The organism is Armatimonadota bacterium (assembly GCA_020354555.1).
GTDB lineage: Bacteria > Armatimonadota > Hebobacteria.
This window is the reverse complement of the sequence record CP070648.1, coordinates 4632494-4636963: the sequence shown is the minus strand read 5'-3', so window position 1 is coordinate 4636963 and position 4470 is coordinate 4632494. Positions and strand designations below refer to the sequence as shown.

Annotated in this window: 5 protein-coding genes; 1 reads left to right on the top strand and 4 read right to left on the bottom strand. The window is 69.2% G+C overall.

What is annotated here, in order from left to right; all coding sequences use genetic code 11:
* On the bottom strand, positions 1-698 hold a 698-nt coding region (gene zupT, locus JSV65_19030; GenBank protein ID UCH36848.1), incomplete at its 3' end, for a zinc transporter ZupT.
* A 209-nt stretch (positions 699-907) separates the two neighbouring features.
* Here zupT and JSV65_19025 point away from each other — a divergent pair.
* Entirely contained in the window at positions 908-1687 is a 780-nt protein-coding gene (locus JSV65_19025) for a sugar phosphate isomerase/epimerase (GenBank protein ID UCH34586.1), read from the top strand.
* 185 nt (positions 1688-1872) lie between these two features.
* Here JSV65_19025 and JSV65_19020 read toward each other — a convergent pair whose 3' ends face one another.
* The 3 genes from JSV65_19020 to JSV65_19010 form a co-directional block, all read right to left on the bottom strand.
* Positions 1873-2397, bottom strand: a complete 525-nt coding sequence (locus tag JSV65_19020; GenBank protein UCH34585.1) for a TlpA family protein disulfide reductase — start codon at positions 2395-2397, stop codon at positions 1873-1875.
* 96 nt (positions 2398-2493) lie between these two features.
* Positions 2494-3411 carry an FtsX-like permease family protein gene (locus tag JSV65_19015; protein UCH34584.1) on the bottom strand — a complete coding sequence of 306 codons (918 nt, stop codon included), beginning with the start codon at positions 3409-3411 and terminating at the stop codon, positions 2494-2496.
* Positions 3392-4093 (bottom strand): ATP-binding cassette domain-containing protein, encoded by a 702-nt coding sequence (locus JSV65_19010; GenBank protein ID UCH34583.1) that lies wholly within the window; start codon positions 4091-4093, stop codon positions 3392-3394. Before JSV65_19010 ends, JSV65_19015 begins: the two co-directional genes overlap by 20 nt.
* Positions 4094-4470: the final 377 nt, after the last annotated feature.

The window sequence follows — 4470 nt, the reverse complement described above, 5'->3', positions numbered from 1 at the left end:
GTGAGATGCTCTCTGCCGAACGCGTGGGAGGCGGGGAGCAGCTCGTCGAGGGCGATGAAGACCATGAAGCCGGCGACGAGCGCCAGCAGCGCGCCGAGCACTCCCGGGGCCAGGAAGGGCAGCAGCACCAGAGCGGCGGCGGCCGCCCCCAGCGGCTCGGCGAGGCCGGACAGGAACGACCAGCCGAAGGCCTTCGTGCGACTCCCGGTGGCGGCGTAGATGGGGGCGGAGACGGCGATGCCCTCGGGGATGTTGTGGATGGCGACGGTGACGGCGATCGCCGCGCCGAGCTGCACGCTGCTGAGCGTGGCGGCGAAGGTCGCCAAGCCCTCGGGGAAGTTGTGGATCCCCACCCCCAGCGCGACGAACAGGCCGGTGCGCAGCAGGCGCGCGTCCTTGACGCCCATGCCGGGGTCCTCCTCGCCCTTGTAGGAGTGCGGGATCAGCGCGTCCACGAGCAGCATCGCACCAACCCCGGCGAAGAACGCAACCTGGCTCCACAGCAGGCCGATCTCCTCGATGCCCGCGGTCAGCAGCTCGACGAACGACACGTACAGCATCACGCCGGCCGAGAAGCCGAGGCTGAGCGCCATGAACGCCGGCCCCGGCCGCCGCACGAGCCATGCGATGGCCGCGCCGACGGTCGTTGACAGCCCGGCGAGCGTCGTGAGCAGTAGCGCGAGGCCGATCTCCTGCATGCAGCGTCTCCAGCGCGGGCGATCGGTAACCTGGGTTCCCGCGCCGGCCGCGGTTTCCTGTCACCGCGAGAGCATACAAACGCGACGCGCGCGCCATCGGGTTCGCCGGGGGGCGGCGCCCCGCGGCAGGCGGCATGGCGCACGCGGCGAACCCGCAGTCTGCGAACGGCCGGCGCGCCACGCCGGGCCGCGGTATGCTGGAGGGCGCCATGAAATACGGGTTGATGAGCAGTTCGATGCCGGGGCCGTACCCGGACGTCATCCGGAACTCCGGGAAGGTGGGGTTCGACGGGGTGGAGCTGGACATCGGGGCCGACTACGAGCAGAACATGCTGTGGGACGGTGGAGGTCGCTCGGAGATCGAACGACTGCTCGCCGAAGCCGGCGTGGAGCTGGCGTCGCTGTGCCTCGGCACGTTCTGGACGTACAGCTTCGCCAATCCCGACGCCGCGGTGAGAGCGCGGGCGCAGGGATTCACCGCCGACGCCATCCAGTGGTGCGCGGCGCTGGGCGGGAAGGTCATCCTGGTGCCGATCACGCCGGGCGCGGAGGGCGAGGATCAGAACGCCGCGCGTGCGATGTGGATCGAGGAGCTGAAGAAGGCGGCGCCGGCGGCGGAGGAGGCGGGGGTGTGCCTGGCGGTCGAGAACGTCGGTCGAGGGAGCGGGAGAACAGCGGAGGCGCTGCTGGAGATCGCCAACGGCGTGGCCTCGCCCGCCGTCCAGGTCTACTACGACTTCGGCAACGGCCTGTCGCTCGGCGGCGACCCGGTCGCCGAGATCAAGGCCCTCGGCTCCCGGATCGCGCAGGTGCACGCGAAGGATCCGCGGGGCGAGTACATGGGAGAGGGCCGCGTTGACATGGCGGCCGTAAAGCAAGCGCTGGACGAGATAGCATACGATAGCTATCTCGTACTTGAGACCCCCGCCACCGATGACCCGGTCGCCGCCGCGGCGCGCAATCTCAAGTTCCTGAAGGAGCACTTCTAGACCACGCACTGCGCGGCGTTCTTGAGGGAGCACTTCCAGACCACGCACTGCGCGGCGTTCTTGAGGGAGCACTTCCAGACCACGCACTACACGGCGTGGCTGACACGCAGGCAAAGGGCGCACCTGCCATTGGCAGGTGCGCCCGCAGCTTCCGCGGCCGTCGCGCAGATGCGCGCGGACCGCGCTCAGAGGATCTTCTGCGCCGCGTCCTCGAACTGCCCGCGCGGCTGCGCGCCGCGGATCGACTCTGAGATGTTCCCCTCTCGATCGATGAAGTAAGTCAGGGGGATGCGGGCTACGTCGTAGGCGCGCCCGGTGTCCGGGCTGATCGCGATCGGGTACGTGATCTTCAGCGAGGATGCCTTGTCCCTGAGGGCGGTCTCGGAGTCGAGCCCGGCAACGCCGAGGACCACGAGGCCCTGATCCGCGTGCTGGGTGTGTAGATCCTGGAGGTACGGCGCGACCGTCGCGCAGTGCGGGCAGGTGGACGACCAGAAGTTGAGCACGATGGGCTTGCCCTTCAGGTCCGCGAGGCTGTAGGCATCGCCGTCGAGGCTGACGAGAGAGAAGTCGGGCGCCGGGCTGCCCGGCGACGTGGTGACCGGCGGCGAGCCGGAGGGCGACGCTCCGGGGGCGCGACAGCCCGCGGCGACGAGTGTGAGGAGCCCCAGCGCGAGTGCGCCGAGCAGGTATCGAGTGGTGTGTGACACAGTGTACACTCCCGAGCGATGGTGTGTGACGAGCATCTCGCGCGACTCTAGCCTGAGTCGGCGGCCGGTGTCAACGCCGCGCGACGGGGGAATGTGCTATCCGTGCCACTCGGGCTTCTGGCGGAGATAGCGGCGGATCGAGACTGCGGAGCCGGTGAGCCCGAGCACCGCGCCCGCGAGGAGAAGGTAGAGGGTGAAGGGGAGCAGTGCGCTGTCGGGCAGCAGGAAGAAGAACGGAGCGGCGCGGGCGGAGAGGTCGCGGAGATACATGTGAGCTGGAATGAGGATGCAGCAGGCGAGCGCTGACCCGGCGAGGCCCTGGATCATGCCCTCCAGCAGGAAGGGAGCGGCGACGGTGGCGCGCGTCGCGCCCACGAGCTGCATGATGTAGATCTCGCGCCAGCGCGAGTGGAGGGCGAGCCGAATCGTGTTGTGGACGATGAACGTGCTTGCGACGACGATCAGCACGGCCACCACGACCCCGGCCCAGGAGACCACTCGCTTGAACCGCGCGAGGCTCTGCGTGAAGCCGCCTGTGCGCTTCGCCTCGGCCGCACTGGGGTTCACGGTCTTCACGCCGTCCACCCCTTCGAGCTTCTCGGCCAGCGCCGCGACGAGGTTGAGGTCGCTCGGGCGGACCCATACCGCGTCGGGAAGGCGATCCCGGAAGTCATCCCCCAGCCTCGCGCCGCTGGCGAGCTTGCCCTTCAGCTCCTCCCAGCCCTCCTCCTTCGAGACGAACATGGCCGAATCAGCCTCGGGCCAGTCCGCGATCTCCTCCGCCGCCTTCTGCGCCTCCTCGCGCGGGAAGTCGGCCGCGAAGTAGGCGCGGACCTGGATCTCCCCCGAGAGACGGCCGGTCCAGAGGCGAAGGTCGAGCAGGAACAGGGCGATGGCCCCCAGCACTAGCAGCAGGACGCCGACCGTGGAAACGGTCGCGATCCCGATCAAGCGCTCGCGCTTGAGATGGAGCGCCGTCTCTCGGCAGACGAAATCAACCGCGTCCCAGATCATCCGGGTACCCGCCTTCGGGGGTATCGCTAGAGATGCGGCCGCGACGCAGCGCGATCACCCGCCGGCGCATGGCATCGACGATGCCCGGGTTGTGCGTGGCGACCAGCACTGTGGTTCCCTGCTCGTTGGTCTTGGCGAGCAAGCTCATGACGTGAGTGGAGGAAGCGGGGTCGAGGTTGCCGGTGGGCTCGTCGGCGAGGATGAGGGGAGCGCGCATGGCGAGCACGCGCGCCACCGCCAGGCTCTGCTGCTGCCCCGCGGAGAGAGCGGAGGGATGATCGTCGGCGTTGTCGAGCAGGCCCACCTCGGACAGCGCGTGCGGCACGCGCCGCAGCACCTCGCGGTAGGAGATGCCGGTGGCGTGAAGCGCGAACGCGACGTTCTCCCATGCCGTGCGCGGGAGCAGGCGGAAGTCCTGGAAGACGACGCCGACCCGGCGGCGCAGCCGGGCGACGCGGGAAGGAGAGAGCCGAGCCACGTCCCAGCCGGACACCAGCACCTTCCCTCTCGCCGCGACCTCCTCTCGGTAGAGGAGCTTCATCAGCGTGGACTTCCCGTGCCCGGTGGGGCCGACGAGGAAGGCGAACTCGCCCTCCTCAATCGTGAGATTGATGTCGGACAGGGCCGTCACGCCGTTGGGATACGTGACACTGACTTCTGTGATCTCCACGCACGCGGGCATGGTAGCGCATTATAGCCGACAGACCGGGAGCGATGCAAATGCTCCTGCGTCTTCGGGCCTGGGACCGCGACGCACGGGACAGCGGCGCTGCGACGCGCGCCCAGGTACGGTGCAGCGCGCGAGTTGCGGCCGACGCGGCCCAAAGCTATAATCGCGCCCGGAGGGCGATGGGAGGGTGCGGCCCGAGGCTGCAATCGCGCCCGGAACCCGATTGGCGGGAATGGCTCGGGGTTCGGGCGCACCGGGACGGGGTTGGCTCTCTGGCGACGCAATGAGATCGATTCGAGGCACGAAGTCTCTATCTCTGTGGAGCGCGGTCGGGCTGTGCGCGCTGTCCGGCGCGCTGCTGGCGCTGTGTTTCCCCCCGGCCGGGCTGT

Excerpts from the sequence above, each read along its gene's own strand:
- JSV65_19025 (UCH34586.1), top strand. The coding sequence starts at position 908 with ATGAAATACGGGTTGATGAGCAGTTCGATGCCGGGGCCGTACCCGGAC.
- JSV65_19015 (UCH34584.1), bottom strand. The coding sequence starts at position 3,411 with ATGATCTGGGACGCGGTTGATTTCGTCTGCCGAGAGACGGCGCTCCAT.
- JSV65_19010 (UCH34583.1), bottom strand. The coding sequence starts at position 4,093 with ATGCCCGCGTGCGTGGAGATCACAGAAGTCAGTGTCACGTATCCCAAC.